This window comes from Bifidobacterium porcinum, from assembly GCF_055378475.1.
In genome coordinates this window covers 732,878-755,721 of record NZ_AP029603.1, presented here as the reverse complement: position 1 = coordinate 755,721, position 22,844 = coordinate 732,878, and the positions used below count along the sequence as shown (strand labels likewise).

The following is a 22,844-nucleotide window of genomic DNA, read 5'->3' as shown; positions in this document are numbered from 1 at the left end:
CCAGTTCAGCTTCCGGGATGGAGCCGCGTGGCAAACAGCGAAGTAATCAGCCCGCAGACCTGTCGCTGCACGCCGGTCAGCCCGGAACGCGGCGTCACGCCCGAGAACCGTCTGGAGAAGTCCATGCCGAGCTCCGCGGTCGGCACACCAGCCGGCACCACGCCTTGCGAAACAAGCGACGTGCCGAAACCCGCGGCAAGACACGAACAAATCGACGCATTGCCGGATATCTCGATGTGATGCGCCGGCTGGATTGCACGCTGGGAGAAGAACAGATCCGTGTAGTAGCGCACGCCGGACCCGTGTTCACGCAGCAGCCACACCGTCTGCGGGTTATCCGGGTCATGCGCGTGCTCCCCCGCCAGCACCAGCCGGTCATCGCACAGGGCGGTACGGATAATCCCTTCCGCCGCCACCGGTTTCTCCACGATTCCCATGTGCGCCCGGTGCAGTTCCACTGCTTCGACGATGTCGTCGGAATTCGCTGTCCTGACATGCATGTCGACGCGTTCGAGCGCGCCCGCGGAGCGCAGTCCGTCCAGGATCCTCGGCAGCAGCGCCACCGCCGCGGTGTTCGACATCATGAGCAGGAACGGATCGCGCGCCTGCCCCGCCCGGCTGACATCCTCCTGCGTCTGCCGCCATTGCGCAAGAAGCTCCACAGCGGAACGGTAGAGCGTCTCCCCCGCGCGTGTCGCGGTCGCATCGGCACGCGCATGCCGCTCGAACAGCGATGTCCCCAACCGTTGCTCCAGCTGCGCAATCCGCGCCGACACCGTCGACTGCGAGACACGCAGTTCATCAGCCGCAATCGAGAACTGCCCGGTCTCATACACCGCCACAAACGTCTCAAGCAAAGGGAACACACAGGTATTATCCCACTGAGCGCTACCCCATTGAATACTATCCCGTTGGATAAAGGAGCCGCATCCCGGAAAATCCGGAACACGGCTCCGTATCAATCAATGACGTCTAATTCACACCATGGCGGGCAAGCACATCCTGCCGATGGATCACAACGCCCCGCACGCCTTGAGCAGCTTCTCGACCTCGGTGCCCTGCACCTTCTTGAGCAGTTCACGCAGGGCGAGACGATCTTTGAGCGGCAGGTCCATTTCGGTGAGTTTCTTGCCGTCGGCGAGTTTGACCGTCGCGGTCAGCAGGTCACGCACGTCGAAGACGCTGCCCCATACTTCCGGCACGCCACGGTCGACATTGCACAGCGTGTACACCGCTTCCATGCCGGTGCGGATCGAATACTCCGTGGTGAACACGGTGTCGCGCGGCGTTTCGGCGTACTGGCCGACGAAGGCGAGATTCACGGAGCCGTCGGGCACGACCTTCGGCCGGTCCCCGTCGCGACGCGGTTCGAAGAAGCTCGTCACATACGGCATCATCGCGGCGGTCGTGTTGCATGCCTCGCTCGCCAACTGCTTGATTCTGTCCTGCGGGATGCCGATGTGGTACAGCCATTCCTCGCACAGTTCTTCGCCGGTGCATTGCGCCATCGGCTTCTTGACGAAATCGCCGTTGTCATGCCAGCAGTTGAGGCCGTACACCCAGATCAGGCAGTGGTCGGACGGCTGGTCGGGGAACTGGCCTTGCCGGTTGATGGTCCACGACAGCAGCCAGCTCGAATCCCTGGCGGTCACGATACCGCCGGTCACAATCTTGCCGGACAGCGGGTCGCGGTGGCAGATCGCTTCGATTGCGTCGAGCACCTCCTTGTTGGACGTGTCGACCGTCCACGACTCCCAGCTGGTTTCCTCGATGTCCTTGAAGAACTTCTCAGGGTGTCCGAAATCCGGGGACTGGGCGGCGATTCTCTTCCATAGTTCGACCGACGGCCCTTCGCCGTTCTTGATGGATACGACCGGCGCATGTGTCTGGTCGCCGTACGCGGTGCAATCGCCCTGCGAGCCGTTGGTGACGAACACGAGGTCGTTGTCGGTCAGGTCGATGCTCTTGGCCTCGCCGCCCTGCGTGTATTCGATGCGGCGGGCCGCTTTGCGGCTGCGCGTCACCTCGCACACCACGTTGGTCACATTCGTGTCATACAGCACCTTCGCCCCGGCGTCCGTGATGTACTTGACCATCGGGCGGATCATGGAATCATACTGGTTGTAGCGGGTGAAACGCAGTGCGGACAAATCGGGCAATCCGTCGATGTGATGGATGTAACGCTGCATATAGCGCTTCATCTCGATGGCGCTGTGCCATTTCTCGAACGCGAACATCGTCTGCCAGTACACCCAGAAGTTCGTCTTGTAGAAATCGTCGTCGAACACGTCATCGATGGTCTTGTCGGCGAGCTCTTCGTCCGTGGCCATGAACAGGTGCAGCAGCTCCTGCGTCGCCTTCGGGTTCATCCCGTACTTCTTGTCGGTGTGCGCGTCCTTACCTTGCTTCTCGGTGACGCGACACAGGGAGAAGTTCGGGTCGTGCTTGTTGAGCTTGTAGTATTCGGAGAAGATCGTCTCTCCGGGGTTCTGGATGGACGGGATGGAACGGAACAGGTCCCACATGACCTCGAAATGGTTGTCCATCTCACGGCCGCCGCGCATGATGTAGCCGCGTGTCGCATCGTAGATGCCGTCGCAGGAGCCGCCGGCCACCGGTAGGGATTCGAAGACCGTGATATGGTCGCCGGGCATCTGGGCGTCGCGGATCAGGTAGCATGCCGCCGACAGGCCGGCAAGACCGGACCCGACGATATACGCGTACTTGTCGTCGATGCCCTCAGGTTTCTCCGGGGTCGCGAAGGCTTCATAGTTTCCAGCCGAGTAGTACATGATGACTCCTTTGCCGTCATTTCGCTCACCGGTCTCACAGCAGGCTTGGAGCCTTTGCGAAACCGAGTCTCAACGTCGAGGCGAGCACCATTACATTATAGGATCGGTTCGAGGGAAAAACCATCGACAATCGGCGGGAACATGTCCAATTGTGTGAAAGCCGTTTCGCGACATCGCGTCGCTGGGAATCGCGCGGGAATGCGTGTACCGCACATCCCGCGCTTCTCAATCAGAACAGCAACTTCGCCGCGAGGAACGCGCCGCCCGCCAGCAGGATCGAGGCAAGGAAGCTGGCGAGCACCGCCATACGGCCACGGCTCGCAATCGCTTTGAAATCGACGTTCATGCCAAGGGCGGCCATCGCCATACCAAGCACCAGATAAGCGGCCTTGACCAGCATGTCCGTGAACTGCGCGACGAACGGCAGGTACGTGCCGGCGACCGATGCGATGAGGAAGCCAAGCATGAACCACGGAATCGGCACCTTGCGCGGGCCGTCGCCGGGCTGGGCATGCCTGCGGGCCCACCATGCGCCGATGATCAGGGCAGCCGGGGCGAGCATCAGCACCCGGGAGAGTTTCATGATGATCGCCGCATTCATACCGGTGTCACCCGCCGAACCGCCGACCGCGACCGCATGGGCGATTTCATGGAGCGAGGCGCCGCCCATCGTGCCGAATTGCGCGTCGGTCAACCCGAGGACCGGGCGCAACGCGATTTGTGCGAGCGCGAATACCGTACCCATGATTGCGACGGTCGCCACCGCCATGACCTCGTCATCCCGTCCGCGCTGCTCCTCGCCCTTCGGCATGGTAATGGATCCGGACAGGCCCATGACCGCAGCGGCACCACAAATGCCGGTCCCGCCTGCTGTGAGGATCGCGAGATGCTCGTCGACACCGAGTTTTCTGGCGATAACGTACGTGACGGTGATGGTGAGCGTGACAATAATCGCCGCGATGACAATGGTTTTGACGCCGGTTGCGAACAGCACGTCGAGATTGAGTTTGAAGCCGAGCAGGATGATGCCCAGCCGCAGCAGCTTGTTGGCGATGAGACCCGCTGCACCGCCGATGCCTTGCGCATGCCGGGAGCCGGCCCCAGCGAACCATGCGCGCATCGGGATTTGCAGAAGCATGCCGATGATCAGTGCGATGATGAGTGCACCGAACAGGCTGAACGCCGGCAGACCGGCCAGCAAGGACCCAACGACGGATGCCGCGCAGGTCACGAGCGCGACAAGCAGCATATCGGTGGTGCAGATGGCTTTGAGGAATGTCTTGATTCTTGTCATGAAGCCATCTTGTCTGACAGCGACGTATCAATCAAATGCGTGTCTTAAATGTCTGGTATCGGATTTTCCGATACTATCGGCGGGAAGCGGCGAGGATACGGACGAGGGCGAGGGGTTGTGGACGATGCTTGGATTCCATACATCACGTATCGATGGGTGAAACGCATGTATGGCAAGGCCACTGTGACGGCCAGGCTCACAGGCAACCGAGGCGCGGCGGCCAATCGTCGGATTCCGCCATTGCCCTGCTTGTTCTCACGGGCGTGAGACTCATGGGGCGTCTCCATTCCCCCATATCCGCGATTTCAGCGGTTGCAAGGAGACCTCCAGCGTCGCCTCAGCCAATCCGCATGGTCGCCGGGTGCGGGTTGTCGTTGATGATGGCGGACAGCGCCGCATCCAAGCCGACCGTGGACGAACTGACATCCGCATCACTGTCTGCCGGCTTCGTTCCCATGCGTAGCACCGCCGCATACAACGTAGTGTCCTGCGGCGGATTGGAGGGGTCGAGCAGTGCGACCGGAATGCCCGCGTTGCGTGCTTCGTTTAAGGCATCATGCCATGATGACGCTGTCGCATCCGTGACGTCGAGCGCGTTGATGAGGATCACCGACACGCGTTGGGATGCCCAGTCGCGTACAGCCTGCTGCGCCGCCTGCGTCGCATCGGCGTTGTCGGTCGTGGAAGCGAAACGGGCTTCGAGCTTTACTTTGGCGAGATCGTCGAGCAATGTGGCATCGGCGACCGGCGGATTGCCCAACGCTCCGACCACACCGACGACGATATCCTGCCGGTCCACACTGTCATGGGCGACGTTGCGGGACGAATCATGCGAATTGCCTACGGCCACGCCGTGCGGAGTGCAACCGGCGAGCGCCCCGACCATGCACAGGACGACCGCCAAGATGCATGCAGCCGTGTTCCGTCGCACAGATCGCTGGTGTCGCAGAAGGTGAGTCATGCATCTCATCCTAATCAACGGTGGTCACGAGGGGTCGCCCCACCGCCGACTGTGGGCGTTGGTCGGCGGCAACAAGGGCGGGCGGCGCCTACTGCCCGATGACGATGATGGTTTTGCCCTTGGATTTGCCTTGTTTCACTTTGGCGAGCGCCTCGTTGACCTGTTCGAGCGTGTAGACCGTGTCGATGGAGGTTTCCAGCGGATGGTCCTTGTCGAACAATCTGCCGATTGCTTCGAGTTGGCGCCCGTCCTCATGCACGAACAGGAAGTCGTAGGTCTGGCCTTTTGCCGCCGCCATGCGGTCGTATTTGCGGCCGGCGATGGAGAACAGCAAGCGCTTCCAAGCGGGCATGCCGCTGCGCTTGGCGAACCGGCCGTTGGGCATGCCACGCAGGGAGACCAGGCTGCCACCTTCCTTGAGCACCTTGAATTCGTTTGGCAGCTCACGGTCGCCCAGCGTGTCAAGCACATGATCGACGTCGGAAAGCACGTCGACGTAGTGCTCTTTCTTGTAGTCGATGAACCGTTCAGCACCGAGCTGGCGCACCCGTTCCTCGTTGTTGCCGCTGCCGTTGGTGAAGACGTGCAGGCCGAGGCTGTTGGCCACGGGGATTGCCATGGCGCCGAGGCTGCCGGTGCCGCCGGAGATGAACACGGATTCCCTTGCCTTGGCGTGCATGACGTCGAAGGCTTGCATGGCAGTGAGCGCTGTAAGCGGGACCGTGGCTGCCTGCTCGTATGAGAGGTATTCGGGGATCTTCGCGAGCGCAGATTCCTCCACTGCCGCGTATTGTGCGAAGGCGCCGATTTTCTTGAGGGGCATTCTGCCGTAGACCCGGTCGCCTGCTGTGAACCGGGTGACGTTCTTGCCGGTTTTCCCGACGATCCCGGCGAATTCATTGCCCATGACCAGCGGCATCTTGTAGGGGATGATGAGCTTGACTTCACCGCGGATGATCATGTTGTCGAGCGGGTTAACCGCCGCGGCCATGATTTTGACCAGCACTTCCGTGTCGCCGGGCTGTGGAACGGGGATGTCACGTATGCACCTCCATCCGCGACATGCCGCTCCGGTCAGTCCTATCCCGCCAGCGCCCCAAGCCACGCTCTGCCCAACCTCACCGTCACAATCGCCAGCCCCAGGCTGTACCGAAGGCGAGTTGCCGCATCAGCGTCAACGATTCAGACGCTATGGCTGTCCAAGAAGTCGGTCAGTCTGTCGAACACCTTACGCGCGGTGGGGTCGTTCCTTTCTTCCGCGACAAAGCAATCCGACATTGTGCGCCCCTACCCCTCAGCGGATCGACGAGTTCATTCACCGCTCCGGCTTAGTCCAGCGCACGACACGCCCGTTTTCTGATCAAGACGTGGACGCATGAATTCGAATCCGCCCCCGATTCGCAACCGTGGACCGTGTTCGAAAGCCTGTTTTGCCACATGAAGAAGCACCAGGCGTTTTACGAAGTCCTCCACGCGACAGGGCGGGACAACGTCCTGCGAACATCGTTGCGCGAGAAAATCGGATTGACGCAAGAACTCGCGAACGAGGAAGCCTATCGGAAAGCGTTTTTCGCCGACGGAATCAGCGGATGGATCGAGGAATGGATCGAACGAGGCATGCCAGAAACACCCGGCGAGCTGAATGAATCACTGAGACGCTATGTTGACGACGTGCTCTCCAACCTCAACCAGTTATTCGTCCGACCATGACCTTGCCTAGCGTGGAGGCCATTCGCCCAACGACAATTGGCCTCCACACAGCGTACTACCGGCGCCCACACCCGCTGAGCGCGTGGACGCTCTCGTCAATCGGGGCATACGTCGCCAACCGCCCGCCGAATCACTGCGACAGCACCCGCCGCGTGCCACCGATACCCGCTCGGCACCTCCACCATCATGGGCGGTAACACTTTTCGAGCGTGCAAGTAACAGGGCCATAGCTGCTGCGACTCCCACCTTTCCAACTCACCTGTCCGTCACCTGTTGCAGCAGGCTTCCGGTCAGGATTGTCCCGCTTTTCTATGCGCCCCGTCGCCGAATCATACACGTAGAAGACGCTGAGATTGTTGGAGTTGGTGGCATAAATCCGATAGGTGTCGCCGGGATTCAGTGTCTTGCTCGACATGTAGCACAGCGACACGCCCTTGGAAAGCGTGATCTGCGTGTCAAGGTCGGATCCGTGAGTGTAAGTGTGCTTGTGCACCGTGGCATTTCCTTTCAACGTGTAGATGCGACCTTTTTCGCTTGCTCCAACCTGGAAATTCGGCGGTAGCTTACCGCCGAGTTCAACGCTTGCATTCTCAATGGAGTCTGTTGCGTGCTTCACATCGGTCAGCGTGACGTTGTTCTACGCCGCCTTGCGCACTTGCAGATAAATCGGCACGCTAATCGATGCAAGAATGCCAATGATAATCACGACAACAAGCAACTCAATGAGAGTAAAACCCGATTGCCCCGAGGCACGCCGCCTAAGGGACCGATACACACCACGCATGGCTTCACCTCTCTTTCTTCCTGCAAACCCGCCATTGGGTCTGTGGAATAAGCCATCGGAGTCAAGCATCCGCTTGTCTACCCGATGTGTGTTCTTCCTCAGCATCATTACTGATGACTATGTGCTCATTATATAACGGTTCTCAGAATCCCGCATCCGCCTTCACAAACAGCGGGATTCCGCCTCACCGGTCGGGGTCAACGCATGTAATCCGCCGTCCCACCATGCGATGACATCGCCGCCTGGATTGCCCGACTGCCAGAAAGCATCGGAAACCACCCCGCCGACGGCCGACTTCAAGGCAGAAAGAAGCTTTGGACATTGATACCGAAAGTCCTACGCCTGCAACATACTCCAGACGCATTCCAGCAAAGTCAACGCCAGAACGATATTGATCATTCGGTAATGCCTGACATAGAACTTCTGTATCAGGTCGCAACCCACCGTTGGCATAATCACTAACCCAACCCGGCGACACCCAATGCTCGGGGGCAGAGAATGCCGTGTTGAAGATGAGAGCAAAAATCACGATGGAATAGACATAGGCAACAACAGGGCTGATGCTATTGACTATCGCCAGCATCGGGATATCGGAATCCTTCACCTCGTCTATATGGGCAAACAGAGAGAAGGATGCGGCCATCACTACAATCCCAACAAGCAGACCTCCGACAACGACCGACAACGACCGACAACGACCGACAACGACCTAAAACGACGACGGATTAGACGACGCAAACCATGAAACGCTCCAGCCGAACCGTCAAGGAAGACCTATTGCAAGATCACGATCAAGGCCGTCAATCGGACACTCACCGATAGCGACGGTTTCCTCCGGCAGATGCAGGAGAACATCGCAAAAGTTATAATGGCCGCCGACACGATGAGCCCGGACAGTATCCAGGCACGACTCGACGAGCTGCAGAAGAAGCTCATCCGAAAGGCCAACAGCAAGCAGGACTACGATGCCATCGCCGATGAAATCTTTACACTGCGCGAGCAGAAATCACAGGCTGAGGCAGACACCCGCAGCCGCGAGGAGCCCCGGAAGCGCATCGACGAGCTGCAGGGCTTCACCGGAAGTCAGCAATCCGAAATCATCGAATTCGACGAAAGCCCTCGCCCGAAAGCTGGTCCAGCAGATCACCGTTTACGACGACCACTTCACCGTGGAATTCGAGTCCGGGCTTGCAATCGAAATTGAAGCATAACAAGGCTCCTCGCCGCCGACGCATTTGCCGGCAGTGAGGAGACTCATATTTCACTTTCATTCTTCCTTATCCATTGGCAAATAATAGATTTTCCCGTCTTTAGAAATCAGTTGCACATCCTCGGCATACAACTCACCGTCATCCTGCGGATACTCGATCGATTGTGCCGACTCCTGTGCCGCTATCATATCCACTGTTTTCTCGTCAATCGCCCGGAAATTAAAATCGTCATTAACTAACCCGGGAATAAAATGGACCACACCATCGAAACCATCTCTTCTCCGCCTGATCTCGCCGGTATCAATGCCTAATCGTTTGACGGATGCCTGATGCCACGCAGTCAACAATGCTTGAGTATCTTTCACCTGTTTTGCATATGTCGGCAATAGCGCTGCACACTGCCGTCTTGACACAGCCCCCATATGAAGCGCATACCTCAATTCGGAAATCTTATACAGAATATCAAGTAATGCTTTCTGGTACGTATACCAGTTTTGTGACTCTTTCAATTCTTTTTCATAGGCAGAATAATTCAGATCGTTTTTCTTCGAAAAGCCCGCCAAAGTTAAATTGACCTGACCAAGCAACTGCGTACACTCTTCTTCCAGACCATCGAGCTGAGTAATCTTTGACAGCCTCAATTCATCGTTCTCGAGGATTTCCACTTGAAAATCAGCAATTTTCTTAACATGGGCAACGAGTGAAAATACCCGGCTCCGAAACTCGTTATCCTGGAAATCAGATACTTTAGATATACCGTCACTGATTTCTCCAAGCTCCGCATTGATCTGCGTCATGTAATACTGCCCGACAACCATTGCCGCAACTCCCATAGCTGCCGTTGCAGTATTTGCTATTGCTGCAGTCCTTTTTTGAGCTTGAACTGCCACAAGATTTGCATGACCCTTAATCCCATCGGCACCGTGATAGATTCCTCGCACTGCCCCTTTCATAGTCCGAGAATCGGCAAGTTTAGCACCAGCCGGAATTATGGCACGATACAACACTTCGTTACCAGCCTTTACAGCTTGGACAGCATTGGCCGCAGCTACACCAGCCTGGGCAAATGCGGGAACAAGATTATTCACCCGTGCCAGAACGTTATTATCAGTTATCTCTACCAGCCCACTCTCATCCGATACCGCTTCTGCAGGGAGCATATCCACCTGAATGGCAAGTTCATTGGCCTGTTGATCTGAATGAGATAATTCACTGGTTTGCTTTGAAATTATCTCTCCACCACCCCGACGAGATGTATTCTCACCTTTGGGAGAACCAATGCTCTTTTTCCGATACATGAGCAAAGCGACAATGGACGCCACTGCCACAATACATATCGCAATGACAACATACTCAATTTTCAACGCTGCCCCTTACATTGTTCAATGATCGAATACAGTAAATGTTGCGAAGAGATGAAGTTTTCCGGCGTTGACAGTTATCTTACAGCCGCAACTCCCCGACATCTAACTGGCAATCAATGTTCACGCCTGTTGGGCTGATTTGCGCTTGGATAAGATACCGGGCATCGCTCCGTCTGCCGGTGCCAGACACGCCCAAGTGCCCGGTAACCGCAGTGATACTCGACTTTCACTACTTTTCCTTGCTCTTTTCCTTCGCCCCGCTCAAGCAACGCCACCGTCTCAACGTGGCACAATACCTTCTGATTGATGTCAGGTTTTGTGCCCGTTCGCGGAAACATATCCTATCAAAACGGAAACGGGTCCACACCTCTGACATTGCGCATTCGCAGATGCAAACAGATGCGCGGCAAAATTGACATCCATATCACGGTCTTGACCATTGAAGTCTACTATCATATCTTTAAAACTTGTTTTGCTTTTGCATTAACAAATTGAATAATTGGACCTGAAATGATAACTGTAACAATCGTGCATACACCAAACTTTCCACCAAGCAAAACACCTGTAACAACAACCAAAATATCCAATGCCATTCGGACAAATTTAATCTGCCAGTGATTCTTTTCTGCTAAAGCAAAAGTGACTGCCTCATAGGAGCCTCTACCAAGGGATGCCGACGCATATAGTCCTGTTCCGACAGCAAACAAAACCACCCCTAACAACATAATTATAAAATTGATCCACTTATAGGTACTGTAAATATGGCAGTTAGCAAACAAATCAACACAGGCACTGTATACAATCTGGTACAACACAGTTCCTATCTGAATCTGACTTTTATCGTAAATGAGCGCAAACAAAATCATTCCCACTGCTACAACAAAAGATGCTGCCCCAATGCTTATGTGAAATGTTCTTGCAAACCCCTGCCACAGCACCGCAAGCGTAGCTCCGCCAAATCCAGCATACAGTGCAAGTGTAATTCCATAAGCCGCAATCATAGAACCTATTACAAGGATTACCAATTTCTTTAATGTTTTTTTATTGTTATTTTTCATTTACTTTTAATTCAAGTACTTCCGTGCGAGCATAATGTCCGATTGCATCATGCTCCATTTTACTGGCGGCAGGCAAATTCATATCAGGTTCTGCGTAAATGATAGTTTCTTTATCTCAGACAGGTTTTGTCAAATAATGCCCATATGGATCAATAATGCAGCCTCCTCCTCTGCACACAAGTCCTGAAAGTTCAGATGCGATATTATACTCCTGCAGATCAGAAGGGTAAGAACTGTGTCCGACAATCATATCAGCAATGATAAAGAAACATTTTCCTTCGATTGCAATATACTGAACTTACATGCTAATAATTCACCCATCGTATAATTTTCTTTGGATTTAAGGCATCTGAAATCTATATCACTGTATATCCAGCGTTTAATAATACAGCCAATGATTTTTCAAAATCAGCATCTTTCACTAAAATATAATCTGTGTTGTATGTAGATACCGCAAAAATTCCAATTTTATTATCCGCAAGTATTCCAGACAACTTTGAAAGAATGCCAATAAGTGAAAAATCCAAAATCCCTTGAATACGGAAACCACGCCACCCATCTTCACGTTCTATTGTGTTTTCAGGAACGTCATTTGTTTCACACACAAGAGATATTTCTTCATCTGTTTTACCAATGAAGTAGAATTCCCTGCTTAAATCTATATCATCAATATTTTTGACTTTACATACCGTTAGCAGCCGCTCTAATTTATTTAATACCAGCAAATTACTCTCCTTCGCAAATTCCGCTTTGCATAACCTCTCTTAACGTCTAATCCGCTGCCTGCAAACACCACAAATGGTCGAGTTGCCGGATTGATTGTCACCACTTTCCATTTTCCCAAAATCATCCCCAAATGCCTGATATCTAATCCACTGTCTCAAATCGTGACATCTAATCCAAGGTTACAACCTGACACACATTTTGCAGTGGATATGTTTCCATATAAGAAAACCGAGCTTTCCCAGAAGTCTGGCTTCAAATCCAAGCCTCCGAAAAAGCCCGGAAATATGCCGCTTTCAGGCACTCGATTTTAGTTCCTGGACATCAACGCTACCGTCTCAACGTGATGAGTCATCGGGTAGATGTCGTAGGCGTGGATGTCGGCGAGACGATAGCCGAGTTCGCCCACCATCGTCGCGGTATCACGGGCGAGGCTTGTCGGGTCGCACGCGATGTAGATGACCGATTTCGCGCCGCTTTCGGCGATTTGACGGCACACCGCGGCTCTTGCCCCCGCACGCGGTGGGTCCAGCACAACGACATCCGGCTGAGCCAGGTCGCTGGGGACATGTTGCAGCGTGCGGCGGACATCGCCAACACGGGCGTCCACGGAACTGATCTGGCAGTGCCTCAAGTTGTATTGGGCGTTACGCACAGCGGTACGCCCGCCCTCAACGCTGAGCATGCGCGTACGCTCGGCGGCCAGCATGCTCAACGGCAGCGTGAACAGGCCAGAGCCTGAGTACAAGTCCCACAATACGGCCTGTTTGCGGCCGTCAAGCGCCTTACGGACCAAATCCATCACATGGCTGGCAAGCATCACCGGAGCCATGCGGTGTACCTGCCAGAAACCGTTGGCATCCACGCGATAGTCGAAGGTTCCGCCGGCAACGCTTACGGATTCGCGCAGATGCTTGGAACCGGAACGCAACTCGCCATTAACCAGTACCGCGTAATTGTTGCCGACCGCTTTCAGCAACGCCTGCGAATCAGCATGAGTGGTATCGATGCCACGTGGTTCCGGCACGGATAATCTGATTTGAGAACCAGGCTCAAAACTACCATCCCAGATGCGCTCCTCGTCCGCCACCGCAAGCAGCGCACGGGATGCAAGCGGCATGGTGTCAATCGGGACCCGCACATGCGAACCCCGACGGCGCATGGACGGCATTCCATGCTCATCGGCGATCATCTCAATGCGTGTACGCCAATTCAGCCCGCCGAGTTCCACATCATGATCGGCACGTTCAACCGGCACTGGATCACACTCGACATGCCCCATGCGATGCATCTGATCGGTAATCACCGCGGACTTCCAAGCAAGCTGCCCCGGCAGACTCACATGCACCAAGTCCGCTCCCCCGACGCCGCCGCCTTGCGCCAATGGTCCCGCCAACCGCCAGACAGGTTCGACACGATCCGGGCTGGCTTCAAGCACCTCCGCCACTTCGCCGGTCCAGAACCGGTCATCACGGTCATGCGGCTCATCAAGTTCGACGCGCACCAACTCCCCCGGAAGCGCGAACCTGACGAACACCACACGGCCATCGATATGGCCGACACAGCGACCCTGATCGGCATACCGCTCGATACGCACTTCTACCTGCATATTTCCTATCACTTTCCTGCCTGCCAACAGCCGGGCGGTGTACGCGCCGGCCAATCAAGCGGCCCGGACATCGACATGCCGACCGCAACTTGCTGGTGCAACAACCTAGCACAACCTAGTGCCCAGAACACGATAATGGCGGATGATGCGCACACCCTGCACACCATCCGCCATATGACATCATCAGCCGCGTTCCGCAGTCTTGTTTTCCCCATCCTCCGATTGCCGTTGTGCCGCACGCTCAAGCTCACGATGCCGATGCATCGGCGTGGCGACAATCAAATACGACACCCAAATCGCCAACGCCCAGAACGGAATGCCCATCAGCAGACGAGCCGTACCCAGCCACGCCACCCGGTCAGACAGATACAGCGGAACCTGCACGAGCAGACGGAGCGCGAACACACCCACCCACAGCGCGGTTATCGTCATATACGCGCGTTTGAGCGGTTTGTCGTCCATCCAACCGCGGAACCAATCGCGGAAATGCTCAGTCGGCAACGACCGGATGAACTCGACCACCAGCCCAAGCCCCGGCACCCGTGCAATCAACGAGATGCCCAGCAGCACGATATACACGGCATTCGTGATGAAGCCGAACATATAGTAATTGCGCGCCTCATGGCTGTGCCACGCCCACACCAGGCAGATTGCGACCGACACCAATCCGCTCAACGCACCCATGACCGACTGGCGTTGGACAAGCCGGGCCAGCACTTGTACTACGGCGAGTATCGCGGATACCATCACCGTCAGGCGCAAATCGGACGTGACAACGAACATCACGACGAAAACGAAGCCTGGCAGCATCGATTCCACGACGCCACGCGGGCCGCCAATCGCCTCGATGACGGAGAAATCACCGTCCCCCGCTTGAGTGAGGGCGGCGACACCGGTACGCGGTTTGCGGTTCTGGGCCGAATCCGGCATCGCGCCACTCAACGCACTTCGGAGAACATCGGGCCACGGGACAAGGTGGTCTTCTGCTCTACTTGCTGATCGGAGTCGAACGGACCCTTCGGGCGCTGCGGAATCTCGGCGTTTCCCTGCTGCGATTGCTCTGCAGCGGCCTTACGCTCGCCCGGAGTGACCGGCGCATGCATCGGAATCAGGTCGCGCGGAGCGAGCGGCTCTTCTCCACGTTCCACGACGATTTGCGAGAAGAAGCGGTTCAGCGCCTGTGTTTCCTCGTCATCCGGATCGGTCGCGGCCTTGCCGGAGAAAATGCCACGCAGCATCCAACGCGGGCCGTCCACGCCCACGATGCGTGTGGTCACCATCTTGCCTTCCTTGATCGGGACCGGCAGAATGAGCTCCATGCCAAATACGCCCGGCACTTCCTTGGCGACATCACTCTTGGAATCCAGCAGGTCGGCGCGTACGTCGTCCCACAATCCCAGCGTCTTCGGCGCGGCGAACGCCTCGACTTCCAGGCTTGACGTGCCGTACGTAATGGTGGCGCCCAGCACCGCCTTATTCGCGCGGGCGGCTTTGATGCGCAGCTCGATGCCCTTCATGAACGGGATGTAGTAGGCACCAAGGTCGAGGTACTCATCATAGTCGGGGACGTATTCGTCGCGCACATCCCACGGGCCCCAGTCCTCACCGCGGCCTTCATACTCTTCGCTCACCTCGGTGGGATAGTCCACTTGCTCCTCGGCACCCTGGGATGCGTTCTGTTCCTTGGCTTGCGCGGCTACTTCCGACTGTTTCGCTTCGTTGTCGTCAGCCGCGGCTGCCTTGCTGCCGTTGGCATCAACCGCGTTCTGGTGTGCCTTCTTCGCGTCCTTGTCGCGCGCGGCATCATCGTCATGATGCTTCTTCTTGCCGAATCCGAACAATCCCATAGCTCCTCGTTTCTACGGATATGACAGTCCCAAGAATAACACCGCAGATGAAAGCCAGCTGTGAACGCGATGTCGTGCGTTCGCGCGGCTGAAGCCGGCATCGGCAGGTCTCAGGGACGACAACTGCTGTTCACACGTCGTACGTGATGCTCAGCGGCGCGTGGTCGGACCAACGGGCGTCGTAAGTGGGCGCCTTGTCGATGGTGAATCCGCGTGCGGTCTGCGCGAGCTCTGGCGTGGCGAACTGGTAGTCCAGGCGCCAACCGGTGTTATTGTCGAACGCCCTGCCGCGCTGGCTCCACCACGTGTACGGCCCTTGGATGTCACCGGCAAGCTCGCGCATCACATCGACGAACTCGTACTCGCCGAGCCATTTGTCGATATACGCGCGCTCCTCGGGCAAGAAGCCGGAGTGGGTCACATTCGCCTTCGCGTTCTTGATGTCGAGCGGGGTGTGCGCGATGTTGAAATCGCCGCACAGCACCGCCTGCTTGCCGCCGTGCGCCGCCTCGTCGCGCAGCTGCCCCATGCGGGTGAGCATGGTGTCGAGGAAACGGAATTTCTGGTGCATCTTGTTCGGATCGTCAACATCGCCGGAATGCACGTACACGCATACGACCGTAATCTCGTAGCCTTGCGGGGTGCGGACATCCGCCTCAATCCAGCGTCCGGAATCCACGTCTTCCTCAAGCCCGGGTAGCCCATACCGGGTGGCGACTACCGGCAGCGTCGACAGCAGCCCAACGCCGGCGCGACCTTTGATACGGCAGACTTCGTCCATGGTGTGGAAATCGGCGGGATTGGCGATTTTCCCGGAGTCCACGTAGGTATCGGCAATCTTGTTGAAAATCGGGTCGATTTCCTTCTGGGGCGCGCGGACCTCCTGCATGCACCAGACGTCAGGCGTATGCTCTTGCACCCAATGCATGATGCCCTTGCGGTTCGCCGCACGTAGGCCGTTGACATTCGATGTCGTGATCACAATGCTCATGGCTCCGAGCCTAGCAGCGCTCCCCTACGAGACGTCACGCGCTCTTGAGCGTCCGTTACCTTCGTTTCTGCACCGGTTATGCGTTCATCCGCGTGTCCACCTGTACCTCCCATCCGTACAAACTGGCTACGCTTACGGCCATCCCGGCGTAACCAGTTTGTGAGAAAGACCAGCCGCAAGAGAGGCAGACTCTGAGACGGAAGCTCCACAACCCTCTACCGACACGCAGGACAGTCTCAGTGTCGGCACAACCTTCTACCGACACGCAGCACGGTCCCAGCGTCGGCAGAAATACAAAACCGTCTACCGACGTTGAAGGGGTTCCTAGCGTCGGTAGACGGTTATGGGATGTATCTAGGGCAACAGGCTGCGAATCAGTCGAGACCGAGCTTGAGCTTGCCTCCCGGAATCGCGTCGAGCAGGTCGCGCGTGTACTGCTGCTGAGGGTGGTCGAACACCTCGTCGGTTGTCGCATGTTCGACCAGCTTGCCGTGTTGCATTACGACCACCTCGTCGGCGATCTGACGGACAACCGCGAGATCATGCGTGATGAACAGGTAGCTCAGCCCGCGTTCCGCCTGCAAATCATTGAGCAGATGAAGCACCTGGTCCTGCACCAGCACATCGAGCGCGGACACCGCCTCGTCGCAGATGATGACATCCGGGTCGAGCGCCATGGCACGTGCGATCGCGATGCGCTGACGCTGGCCGCCGGACAGCTCGTTCGGATACCGGGTCATCACGGATTCAGGCAGTTCGACCATGTCAAGCAGCTCGCGCACACGCTTCGCACGGCTCTTCTTGTCGCCGATATGGTGGATGCGCAACGGCTCCTCGATGGACCGGTAGATCGAGTACATCGGGTCGAGCGAACCATACGGGTTCTGGAAGACCGGCTGGACATGCCGACGGAAGTCCAGCAGCTCGGCCTTGCCGAAGTCCGAAATGTTCTTGCCTTCGTAGAAAACCTTACCCGACGTGGGCTCAAGCAGCCGCAACACCATGTTCGCGACGGTCGACTTGCCAGAGCCGGATTCTCCCACGATGGCGAGCGTCGTACCGCGCTTGACGGAGAAGGACACGTCATCCACCGCCTTGAACATCTCTTTCTTGCGCGGAAGCTTGAATTCCTTCGTCAGATGCTCGACAGTGATAATGTGTTCGCTCTTCTCCAGCGTCTGCTCGCCCTTGACCTGGTGCTCGAGCAACGCATCCGCATTCTGACCGCGTTCCTTAGCGGAGATGATGCGCTGCGAGGCGAGCGACGGAGCCGCCGCGACCAGCCGCTTGGTATACGGGTGCATCGGGTGCTGCAACACTTCGAGCGATGGGCCGGATTCGACAACCTGCCCCTTGTACATCACGACAATATGCTGCGCGCGTTCCGCCGCCAGACCCAGATCATGCGTGATGAACAGCACTGCAGTGCCCAGCGAATCGGTGAGCGTCTGCAAATGGTCAAGGATGCGCTTCTGGACGGTCACGTCGAGCGCGGACGTCGGTTCGTCGGCAATCAACAGGTCAGGACGGCATGCCAGACCGATGGCGATCAGCGCGCGTTGGCGCATACCGCCGGAGAACTCGTGCGGATACTGACGCGCACGCGTCGCAGCGTCCGGCAGACCGGCTTCATCAAGGAGGCCGGCGATGCGGTCGTTCATATTCGAACCGGTGACATGCTCCTTGGCGATCTGCCAGGCCTTGTCATCGTTTACGCCAGCCTTGATGAGGTCGTCGGCCACACGCCAACGGGTCTCGGAGCCAGGCGTCCATTCTTCAGTGAAGAACTCCATCGCATTGTCAAGCTTCTTACCGCTCATGCCGATCTCGGTGAGCGCCTGCTTGGCGGCGCCAAGCAACGCGGGAAGTTCAGCCGAGCCGATGAAGGTCTCGTCATCTTCGCTTTTGACGTTGACTTCATCGCCTGCAAGCGCTTTCGCAAGCTTGGACCGCTTCTCATGCGAGATGTCCATATGGTTGGCGACAAGCGCTTCCTTGACCTGGGTGCCGATGCGCCACACCGGGTTGAGGTTGCTCATCGGGTCCTGCGGGACCAGGCCCATCTTGCTGCCGCGCAGCTGGTCATACTCCTTGCTCTTGAGGCCGGAGATCTCCTGGCCTTCGAGCTTGATGGAGCCGCCGACCACGTGTCCGGTGCCCGGAAGCAGGCCCAAGACCGCCATAGCGGACGTGGATTTGCCGGAACCGGATTCGCCCACGATCGCCACCCACTGTCCGGGATAGACGTTGAATGAGGCGTCGCGCACGGCATGGACGTCATGCCCGTTGTCGTCGGTGAAATCGACCTTCAGATGCTGTACTTCCAGCAGCGGGCCCTGTTCGCGCTGCATCGCCTCGAGCCGCTGTGCGGCCTCGTCCTTCGCATTGGTATTGGTGTTCTCAGTCATCACATGCTCCTTGTCAGGCCGTACGGCTCTTTGGATCGAGCGCGTCCTTGACGGCGTCACCCATCATGATGAAGGCCAGCACGGTAATTGCCAGCGCGGCCGACGGATAGAACAGGACGGAGGGGTTGGTCCGCAGCACGGATTGCGCGCTGGAGATGTCGCCGCCCCAGCTGACCGTGGTGGTCGGCAGGCCGACACCGAGGAAGCTCAACGTCGCCTCAAGCACGATGTAGGAGCCGAGGGACGTGGTGCCGATGACGATGATCGGGGCCAGCGAATTGGGGATGATATGCCGGATCAGATTGCGCCACGGCGTCGAACCTAAGGCAGTGGAGGCGGTGTTGAATTCGAGGTTCTTCGCTTCCATGACCGCGCCTCGGGCGATACGCGCAGTGGACACCCAGCCGAAGAGCGTGATGACGAGCACCAGCTTCCAGATCGAGGTGCTGGTCTTGAACATCTGCAGCACGACGATGGCGCCGAGCAGAATCGGCAGCGCGAGGAAGATATCGGTCAGACGGCTGAGCACCGCGTCAACCCAACCTCCGAAGAAGCCGGCGAGCGCGCCGATGAACGCGCCAATCACCACCACGAAAATCGTGGACAGCAGGCCGACGCTCAGCGAGGTGCGGGTCCCGTAGATGGTGCGGGTATACACGTCGCAGCCTTGCAGGTCGAAGCCGAAGGGGTGGCCTGCTTTGGCGGGCTCGAGGGAGTTGTCGAGGTTGCAGTAGTTCGGATTCTGCTTGGTGAGCACGCCCGGGAAGAGGGCGACGAACACGACGAAGATGATGAGGATCGCGGAGATGATGAACATCGGGTTGCGACGCAGCGTACGCCACGCGTCAGCCCACATGCTGGCCGCCGGCGCGGATTCGTCGATTGAGTCGACCGCCTGGAGCGGGGTTTCGTCGATCGGTGCGACGAATCGTTCCTGTCCGGGCAATACGCGGGCGGTGTCATTGCGTGATGGTTCTGCCATGATTATCTCTTCCTTCCTCTCACGCGTACCGGATGCGCGGGTCAAGCGCCGCGTACAGCAGGTCGACGATGAGGTTGGTGACGACGAAGATCAGGGTCAGCAGAGTGACGATGGAAACGACCATATTGCTTTCGCCCTTGAGGATGCTCTGATAGGTGAGGTATCCGATGCCGTGCACGTTGAAGATGGTTTCGGAGATCATCGCGCCGCCCATGAGCGCTCCGAGATCCTGGCCGAGATAGGTGACCACGGGAATCAGCGAGTTGCGCAGGACGTGGCGCATGAACACCTGGCGGCGACCCATGCCCTTGGCACGGGCGGTACGCACGTAGTCCTCGTTCATGTTGGATGAGATCTCACCGCGGGTGAGGCGAATGATATACGCCATGGACACTGAGCCGAGCACGATGGCCGGCATGAGCAGATCGACAAAGCCCGGATCGTTGCCGGCGGTGACAGGCAGCAGCCTCCACTTGACGCCGATGAGATACTGCATGATGAAGCCGGTGACGAAGGTCGGCACGGAGATGAGCAGCAGGGAGATGATCAGAATCACCGTGTCGCCCCAACGTCCCTTGTTGAGGCCGGAGATGATACCGAAGATGACGCCGAAAACCGCTTCAAACACGAAGGCCATCAACGCGAGCCTGATGGTCACGGGGAAGGCGCGTCCGATTTCGTCGATGACCGGTTGGCCGGCGAAGGTGTTGCCGAAATCAAGGGTCAGTGCGTTCTTGAGGAACAGCAGGTACTGAATGATGAACGGCTTGTCAAGGTTGTATTCGGCGCGGATCTGGGCCGCGACCGCCTGGTTGACCGGCTTGTCCCCGAACATGGCTTTCACCGGGTCGCCCGGCAGCGCGAAGACAAGAGCATAAACCAGGAGGGTCGTGCCAAGGACCACGGGAATCATCTGCAGAATGCGTCGCAGAAGATATTTGCCCATTGGGTTGCTCCTTATTGCTCTTCGGCCGTTCGCACCGGGCCCTGTCGGGCATGGCGGCACTGCGGCCATAAAATACTTACGATAGTCTACCCCACCTCTGCCCCTGCGTCACCTGTACAAGGCCTGAAACCGCGCTCGCCCTGTATTGTAGGGCATTCGGGGCGTCACGGTGACCGTTTCCGTATACCGGACGTTAACAGCGTAGAAACATTGCTTTTTCGGATAATGATGGGTTTGACACGACGAGGGCGCATGACATGAATCCATGCCATGCGCCCTCGTGGAATATCAGACGCCTATCGGCGTGCCGTCACTTGGACAGCTCCGAATAGACCGGCTGGTTCTGCCAGTTCATCGTGAAGTTCTTCACGCCCTTGGCAGCCACACCGTACGCGTTGCCGTAGTACAGCGGGATGGCCGGCAGATCGTTGAGCAGGATTTCCTGGGCCTGCTGGTAGATCTTGTTCGCGGCTTCGGTGCTGGTCGCGGCGTACGCCTGGTCCATGAGCTTGTCGAAGGCCGGGTTCTTGTAGTCGCCGTCGTTGGAGCCCTGGTTGTCGGCCGCAGCGGAGTCGTACAGCTGGTACAGGTAGTTCTCCGGGGACGGGTAATCAGGCTGCCAGCCGGTACGGAACGCGCCCTTGATGGTGCGGTTGGACACGTCGGTGCGGAACTCCTGGAAGGTCGGGACCGGGTTGGTGGCGGCCTTGATGCCCAGGTTGTTCTTCAGCTGGTTGACCACAGCGTCGTAGATCGGCTTGGCGCCGCCGTCGGCGTTGTAGGAGAAGGTGAGGGTGCCGTCATACTTGGAGATGGCATCGGCCTTGGCCCACAGTTCCTTGGCCTTCTTCGGGTTGTACTCCAGATTGCTTTCGCCCTTGAGGGAGTCCGAATAGCCCGGGGTCATCGGGGAGGTGAATTCCTTGGCCGGGGTGCCGACGCCGCCGAGCACCTTGTCGACGATGGTCTTGCGGTTGATGGCCATGGAGATGGCCTGGCGACGCAGGACGCCTTCCTCGGTGTTGGTCTGGAAGTGATCGAGATCGGACGGGATGGTGAAGGTCTGGCTCACGGAACCGGCCTTGTTGTAAGCCTCGACGTTGGGATCGGACTGGAAGGTCTTGGTCGCGGTCGCCGGGACGGAATCCATGACGTCGAGGTTGCCGGACTGCACGTCGGCGTAGGCGGAATCGGTGGAGGTGTAGATCTTGAAGGTCACGCCGTCATTGTTGACCTTGACGTTGCCCTTGTAGTCGGGGTTCTTGACCAGCACGATTTGCTTGTTGTGATCCCAGCTGGAGAACTTGTACGGGCCGTTGCCGACCGGCTTCTCGCCGAAGGCCTTCGGGTCCTTGTAGAAGGATTCCGGCAGCGGGGAGAAGCCCTCGTAACCGACCTTGACCGGGAAGGTGGCGTCAGGCTGGTTCATGGTGACGGTGAAGGTGTAGTCGTCGACGACCTTGAGGCCGGAGAGCTGCTCGTCGCCCTTCAGACCGTCCTTCTGCAGGTCGTCATAGCCCTTGATGGTCGAGAAGAAGGACGCGCACTTCTGGGCGTTCTTCGCATTGGCGGTGTAGCTCCAGGCCTTGGTGAAGGATTCTGCGGTCACCGGAGTGCCATCGGTGAACTTCCATCCCTTCTTGAGGGTGATGGTGTATTCGCTGGAATCGGCATTCGGCTTGATGGACTGGGCGACTTCGTTCTTCGCGTTGCCCTTGTTGTCGAAGCTCACCAGGCGGGCGAACATCAGTTCGACCGGGCGGCCGCCGCCAGTTTCGTTGGTGTTGCCCGGGATGAGCGGGTTCTGCGGTTCGGAACCGAAGGCGGTGATGATGACCTTGCCGCCGTCGGACGAACCGGAAGTCGAAGATGACGACGAGCCGCAGCCGCCGAGCGCCATCGCGAGCGAGCATGCCGCAGCGATCAGCGCAATTGCTTTCTTCTTCATATGCGTTTTTCTCCTGTGTGTGTTTGATTTTGGGACGAATCCCAAAAAACAACGAGGCTCGGGCTCCCGCCCCAACCTCGTTGCTGAACATCGTCAATTCTTACCCCTCTGTGGGACAAGATGCAAGATGATGTTTTCGCTGCCATCCGCAACGCCTCGCGCATCAGGTGTTCAATCGCGACGTCGTCCAAGGCCTTGCATGACAGGAATTTCCAA

The 22,844-nt window shown here is 57.4% G+C and carries 21 protein-coding genes; 2 read left to right on the top strand and 19 right to left on the bottom strand.

Annotation, left to right across the window (positions count from 1 at the left end; genetic code table 11):
• Positions 1 to 5 precede the first annotated feature (5 nt).
• The 5 genes from ACZ41G_RS02790 to ACZ41G_RS02770 form a co-directional block, all read right to left on the bottom strand.
• A complete protein-coding gene (locus ACZ41G_RS02790) occupies positions 6 to 866 on the bottom strand; it encodes a LysR family transcriptional regulator (protein WP_464145820.1) in 861 nt (286 codons plus the stop codon).
• A gap of 147 nt (positions 867 to 1,013) precedes the next feature.
• The gene (locus tag ACZ41G_RS02785) at positions 1,014 to 2,792 is read right to left on the bottom strand and encodes an oleate hydratase (protein WP_464145818.1); all 1,779 of its coding nucleotides are present in this window, start codon (positions 2,790 to 2,792) and stop codon (positions 1,014 to 1,016) included.
• Between the two features lie 229 nt (positions 2,793 to 3,021).
• A complete protein-coding gene (locus ACZ41G_RS02780) occupies positions 3,022 to 4,086 on the bottom strand; it encodes a YeiH family protein (protein WP_464145816.1) in 1,065 nt (354 codons plus the stop codon).
• Positions 4,087 to 4,423: 337 nt separating this feature from the next.
• Complete coding sequence (locus ACZ41G_RS02775) at positions 4,424 to 5,047, bottom strand: hypothetical protein (protein ID WP_464145814.1); 624 nt, start codon at positions 5,045 to 5,047, stop codon at positions 4,424 to 4,426.
• An 88-nt stretch (positions 5,048 to 5,135) separates the two neighbouring features.
• Positions 5,136 to 6,053 carry an NADP-dependent oxidoreductase gene (locus ACZ41G_RS02770; RefSeq protein ID WP_464145812.1) on the bottom strand — a complete coding sequence of 306 codons (918 nt, stop codon included), beginning with the start codon at positions 6,051 to 6,053 and terminating at the stop codon, positions 5,136 to 5,138.
• Positions 6,054 to 6,460: 407 nt separating this feature from the next.
• Between ACZ41G_RS02770 and ACZ41G_RS02765 the strand changes: the two genes are divergently transcribed.
• The gene (locus ACZ41G_RS02765) at positions 6,461 to 6,757 is read left to right on the top strand and encodes a TetR-like C-terminal domain-containing protein (RefSeq protein ID WP_033505248.1); all 297 of its coding nucleotides are present in this window, start codon (positions 6,461 to 6,463) and stop codon (positions 6,755 to 6,757) included.
• Between the two features lie 184 nt (positions 6,758 to 6,941).
• On the opposite strand, the gene ACZ41G_RS02760 is transcribed toward ACZ41G_RS02765, so the two are convergent.
• The 3 genes from ACZ41G_RS02760 to ACZ41G_RS02750 form a co-directional block, all read right to left on the bottom strand.
• Positions 6,942 to 7,373: a hypothetical protein gene (locus ACZ41G_RS02760; protein ID WP_464145810.1), complete on the bottom strand. Its 432-nt coding sequence runs from the start codon at positions 7,371 to 7,373 to the stop codon at positions 6,942 to 6,944.
• Between the two features lie 21 nt (positions 7,374 to 7,394).
• Positions 7,395 to 7,541 (bottom strand): type IV pilin protein, encoded by a 147-nt coding sequence (locus ACZ41G_RS02755; RefSeq protein ID WP_464146200.1) that lies wholly within the window; start codon positions 7,539 to 7,541, stop codon positions 7,395 to 7,397.
• 184 nt (positions 7,542 to 7,725) lie between these two features.
• Positions 7,726 to 8,184 (bottom strand): hypothetical protein, encoded by a 459-nt coding sequence (locus tag ACZ41G_RS02750; RefSeq protein WP_464145808.1) that lies wholly within the window; start codon positions 8,182 to 8,184, stop codon positions 7,726 to 7,728.
• A gap of 198 nt (positions 8,185 to 8,382) precedes the next feature.
• Here ACZ41G_RS02750 and ACZ41G_RS02745 point away from each other — a divergent pair, with 198 nt between their 5' ends.
• A complete protein-coding gene (locus tag ACZ41G_RS02745) occupies positions 8,383 to 8,745 on the top strand; it encodes a hypothetical protein (protein ID WP_464145806.1) in 363 nt (120 codons plus the stop codon).
• Positions 8,746 to 8,808: 63 nt separating this feature from the next.
• Here ACZ41G_RS02745 and ACZ41G_RS02740 read toward each other — a convergent pair whose 3' ends face one another.
• From ACZ41G_RS02740 to ACZ41G_RS02690, 11 genes are all read right to left on the bottom strand, one after another.
• The gene (locus ACZ41G_RS02740; RefSeq protein ID WP_464145804.1) at positions 8,809 to 10,116 is read right to left on the bottom strand and encodes a hypothetical protein; all 1,308 of its coding nucleotides are present in this window, start codon (positions 10,114 to 10,116) and stop codon (positions 8,809 to 8,811) included.
• A 452-nt stretch (positions 10,117 to 10,568) separates the two neighbouring features.
• Positions 10,569 to 11,174 (bottom strand): YczE/YyaS/YitT family protein, encoded by a 606-nt coding sequence (locus ACZ41G_RS02735; protein WP_464145802.1) that lies wholly within the window; start codon positions 11,172 to 11,174, stop codon positions 10,569 to 10,571.
• A 356-nt stretch (positions 11,175 to 11,530) separates the two neighbouring features.
• On the bottom strand, positions 11,531 to 11,899 hold the full coding sequence (locus ACZ41G_RS02730; protein ID WP_464145800.1) for an ACT domain-containing protein: 369 nt from the start codon (positions 11,897 to 11,899) through the stop codon (positions 11,531 to 11,533).
• A 308-nt stretch (positions 11,900 to 12,207) separates the two neighbouring features.
• The gene (locus ACZ41G_RS02725) at positions 12,208 to 13,506 is read right to left on the bottom strand and encodes a class I SAM-dependent RNA methyltransferase (RefSeq protein ID WP_464145798.1); all 1,299 of its coding nucleotides are present in this window, start codon (positions 13,504 to 13,506) and stop codon (positions 12,208 to 12,210) included.
• Positions 13,507 to 13,689: 183 nt separating this feature from the next.
• On the bottom strand, positions 13,690 to 14,436 hold the full coding sequence (locus tag ACZ41G_RS02720) for a DUF3159 domain-containing protein (protein ID WP_441481647.1): 747 nt from the start codon (positions 14,434 to 14,436) through the stop codon (positions 13,690 to 13,692).
• 8 nt (positions 14,437 to 14,444) lie between these two features.
• Positions 14,445 to 15,353: a DUF3710 domain-containing protein gene (locus ACZ41G_RS02715; protein ID WP_441481646.1), complete on the bottom strand. Its 909-nt coding sequence runs from the start codon at positions 15,351 to 15,353 to the stop codon at positions 14,445 to 14,447.
• Between the two features lie 130 nt (positions 15,354 to 15,483).
• Entirely contained in the window at positions 15,484 to 16,344 is an 861-nt protein-coding gene (locus ACZ41G_RS02710) for an exodeoxyribonuclease III (RefSeq protein WP_033505226.1), read from the bottom strand.
• Between the two features lie 374 nt (positions 16,345 to 16,718).
• A complete protein-coding gene (locus tag ACZ41G_RS02705; RefSeq protein ID WP_412171115.1) occupies positions 16,719 to 18,752 on the bottom strand; it encodes a dipeptide ABC transporter ATP-binding protein in 2,034 nt (677 codons plus the stop codon).
• A 13-nt stretch (positions 18,753 to 18,765) separates the two neighbouring features.
• Positions 18,766 to 19,734 carry an ABC transporter permease gene (locus tag ACZ41G_RS02700; RefSeq protein ID WP_033505221.1) on the bottom strand — a complete coding sequence of 323 codons (969 nt, stop codon included), beginning with the start codon at positions 19,732 to 19,734 and terminating at the stop codon, positions 18,766 to 18,768.
• Between the two features lie 19 nt (positions 19,735 to 19,753).
• Positions 19,754 to 20,680, bottom strand: a complete 927-nt coding sequence (locus ACZ41G_RS02695; RefSeq protein ID WP_464145794.1) for an ABC transporter permease — start codon at positions 20,678 to 20,680, stop codon at positions 19,754 to 19,756.
• 310 nt (positions 20,681 to 20,990) lie between these two features.
• Entirely contained in the window at positions 20,991 to 22,628 is a 1,638-nt protein-coding gene (locus ACZ41G_RS02690) for a peptide ABC transporter substrate-binding protein (RefSeq protein ID WP_464145792.1), read from the bottom strand.
• Positions 22,629 to 22,844: the final 216 nt, after the last annotated feature.